Annotated in this window: 4 protein-coding genes; all 4 read left to right on the top strand. The window is 63.5% G+C overall.

What is annotated here, in order from left to right; genetic code table 11:
• Positions 1-793, top strand: a 793-nt coding sequence (locus WCA53_RS13330; RefSeq protein WP_423910722.1) for an ABC transporter permease, incomplete at its 5' end; no start/stop codon positions are given.
• Positions 786-1,712, top strand: coding sequence for an ABC transporter permease (locus tag WCA53_RS13335; protein WP_423910727.1), 927 nt, complete (start codon positions 786-788; stop codon positions 1,710-1,712). The genes WCA53_RS13330 and WCA53_RS13335, both read left to right, overlap by 8 nt.
• Positions 1,713-1,754: 42 nt before the next feature.
• Positions 1,755-2,447: a cysteine hydrolase family protein gene (locus WCA53_RS13340; RefSeq protein WP_423910730.1), complete on the top strand. Its 693-nt coding sequence runs from the start codon at positions 1,755-1,757 to the stop codon at positions 2,445-2,447.
• 6 nt (positions 2,448-2,453) lie between these two features.
• Positions 2,454-3,248: ATP-binding cassette domain-containing protein (locus WCA53_RS13345; RefSeq protein WP_423910733.1), on the top strand; the 795-nt coding region annotated here is incomplete at its 3' end.

Raw genomic sequence — 3,248 nt, forward strand, 5'->3', positions numbered from 1 at the left:
GGCCGGCACACCGTGGCTCGTCGCCACGCCCTTGATGGCGGTGGCGGGGATGCTCGCGGGCGGCGTCTGGATCGGTGCGATTGGCGCCTTGCGGCAATGGCGCGGCGTCAACGAGACGATCAGCAGCCTGTTGATGTCGTACATCGCGATTGCCTTGTTCAAGCATCTGGTGGAGGGGCCGCTGCGCGATCCGGCGAGCCTGAACAAGCCGTCGACGCTGCCGGTGCCCGACGCGATGACCATCGGCTCGCTTCCGGGACTGGAAGTGCATTGGGGTTTGCTATGGGGCGTGCTTGCCTGTATTGCCGCGTGGGTGTTCGTCAAGCACAGCACCAAGGGCTTCGCGATGCGGGTGGTCGGCGGCAGTAACCGGGCCGCACGTCTGGTCGGTTTGCCGGTCGGGATGCTGGCGCTGGCTGCCTGTTCGATGGGCGGCGCCGCAGCGGGTCTTGCCGGCATGTTCGAAGTGGCCGCGGTCCAGGGCAGCGCGAATGCTTCGTTGCTGGCGGGCTATGGCTATAGCGGCATCCTGGTCGCATTCGCCGCTCGGCAGAACCCGTTGGCGATTGTGCTGTGTGCTGTGCTGATCGGCGGAATCGAAGCGAGCGGCAGTCTGCTGCAGCGCCACCTCGATCTGCCCGATGCAACCACGCTCGTGCTGCAAGGGTTGTTGTTTGCGAACCTGCTCGCATGGGAAGCGCTGGGCGGGCGCATCGTCGCATGGCGAGTGAAACTGCAGGCGCTGGCAGTGACCGACGAAGTGCCGGTGCAACTGGAGAAAACCCATGCCTGATATGCACTCGCCGATTGTGATCCTGTTGCTCTCGCTGCTGGCCGGCGCGATTCGCGTCAGCACGCCGTATCTGTTCGTGAGTCTTGGCGAGTGCCTGACGGAGAAGGGCGGCCGCGTAAATCTCGGGCTCGAAGGCATCCTCGTCTCCGGTGCGATGAGCGGCTATGCCGCCTCGTATCTGTCCGGCTCACCGTGGATCGGCGTACTGGCCGCAGGTGTCGTGGGCTTGCTGTTCGGTTGCTTGCACGGTCTTGTGTGCTCGCTGCCGCGCGTCTCCGACATCGCCTTCGGCATTGCGTTGATGCTGCTCGGCACCGGCCTCGCGTTTTATCTCGGCAAGCCGTTTATTCAGCCGCAAGCGCCGATGTTGCAATCGATCGATCTGGGAAGCTGGGCCGTGTCGCCCCAATTGCATAACGCGCTGCATATCAGCCCGCTGTTCGTGATCGGCATCGTGCTGGCGTTTTTGCTGCAGTGGGGTCTGCGCAGCACCCGCTGGGGCATGACGCTGCGCCTCGTTGGCGATCACGCCGAGACGGCACGTGCGATGGGCTATCCGCTCACACGGATTCGCATTGCGGCCACGGCAATCGGTGGGTCTTTCGCGGGTGTGGGCGGGGCGTATCTGTCGCTCGTTTATCCGGGTAGCTGGAACGAGGGGCTGTCGAGCGGCCAGGGCCTGATGGCCGTTGCGCTGGTGATCTTCGCGCGCTGGCAGCCCTTGCGCTGCCTGTATGCGGCATTGCTGTTCGGTGCCGCAGGCGCGCTCGGGCCGGCCTTGCAGGCTATCGGCGTGACGAGCGGCTACTACTTGTATAACGCCGCGCCGTATGTGCTCACGCTTGTGATCATGATCATCAATTGCCGTCCCGACCGCACGCTGGCCGGCGCACCTGGCGAGCTGAGCCTGACGCGCTGATGCGTAACGTATTGTCGATGCCAACCTGAAGAGTCAACCAACATGAACCGATTCATCGAAGCGAAGCCTTACCCCTGGCCCTACGACGGCGACCTCCGGCCGGAGAACACCGCGCTCGTCATCATCGACATGCAGATCGATTTCTGCGGCCATGGCGGCTATGTCGACAAGATGGGCTACGACCTGTCGCTCACGCGTGCCCCGATCGAGCCGATCAAAAGCGTGCTCACGCTCATGCGCGAACAGGGCTTTACGATCATTCACACGCGTGAAGGGCATCGTCCGGATCTGTCCGATCTGCCGGCCAACAAGCGCTGGCGCAGCCGCCGCGCGGGCACCCATGGCGTGGGCATCGGCGATGACGGCCCGTGCGGCCGGATCCTGGTACGCGGCGAGCCGGGCTGGGAGATCATCGACGAACTTGCGCCGCTCGCTGGCGAGATCATCATCGACAAGCCGGGCAAGGGCTCGTTCTGCGCGACCGATCTCGAACTGATCCTGCGCACACGCGGCATTGTCAATCTGGTGCTGACCGGCATCACGACCGATGTCTGCGTCCACACCACGATGCGCGAAGCGAACGATCGCGGCTTCGAATGCACAGTCCTGGCCGATTGCTGCGGCGCGACCGACAAGGGCAACCACGACGCGGCGCTGCATATGATCACGATGCAGGGGGGCGTATTCGGCACGGTGTCTGATTCGCACGCGCTGCTTGCTACGCTGGGACGTTGACCGATCATGTCGACTCTCGCTCCCTATAACCAGCCGCACGACACCTTCACGCACGCACTAGGTGTCGAAGTGCTCAGCGCCTCCAAATCGTTCGGCGCCTTTCGCGCACTCGACAAGGTCTCGATCAAGGTCGCGCCCGGCACCATCCACGCGCTGCTCGGCGAGAACGGCGCGGGCAAGAGCACACTGGTGAAAGGTCTGGTCGGCTACGGACTGCTCGACGAAGGACAGATCACCGCGGACGGGCGCGAAGTGAAAATCACCTCGCCGCGCGATGCGCAGGCGCTTGGCATTGGCATGGTGTATCAGCATTTCACGCTGGCAGCGGGACTCTCGGTGGAAGAGAACCTGCTGCTTGCCCGCGGGCGTCTGTCCTGGCGGATCGACTGGAAGAGCGAGCGCGCCGCATTGACGGAGTTTATGAAGCGCATGCCCTTTAGCTTGCCGCTGGAGGCTCCGGTCGCGGGACTCGCGGCCGGAGAAAAGCAGAAGCTGGAAATTCTCAAGCAGCTCTACCTGCGCCAGCGTTTTCTGATTCTCGATGAACCGACCTCGGTGCTCACGCCGTTGGAAGCGGACGAGGTGCTCGGCCTGATGCGCGATCTCACGACCCGTGGCGAACTGACGGTGCTGATGATCACGCACAAATTCCGTGAGGTGATGGCCTACGCCGACGACGTCACGGTGTTGCGCAAAGGCCGTCAGGTCGGGACGACGTCCGTGGCGCAAACCGAACGAGACCAACTCGCGAACTGGATGATGGGCACAAGCTCAGCAGTGCAAAATGAGTCACCGGTGCAG

Origin of the sequence: Caballeronia sp. (genome assembly GCF_049581465.1) — a bacterium.
In the GTDB taxonomy this organism is placed as follows: Bacteria; Pseudomonadota; Gammaproteobacteria; order Burkholderiales; family Burkholderiaceae; genus Caballeronia.

Bases quoted from the DNA above. Each gene is read 5' to 3' on its own strand.
- WCA53_RS13340 (WP_423910730.1), top strand. From the start codon at position 1,755: ATGAACCGATTCATCGAAGCGAAGCCTTACCCCTGGCCCTACGACGGC.
- WCA53_RS13335 (WP_423910727.1), top strand. From the start codon at position 786: ATGCCTGATATGCACTCGCCGATTGTGATCCTGTTGCTCTCGCTGCTG.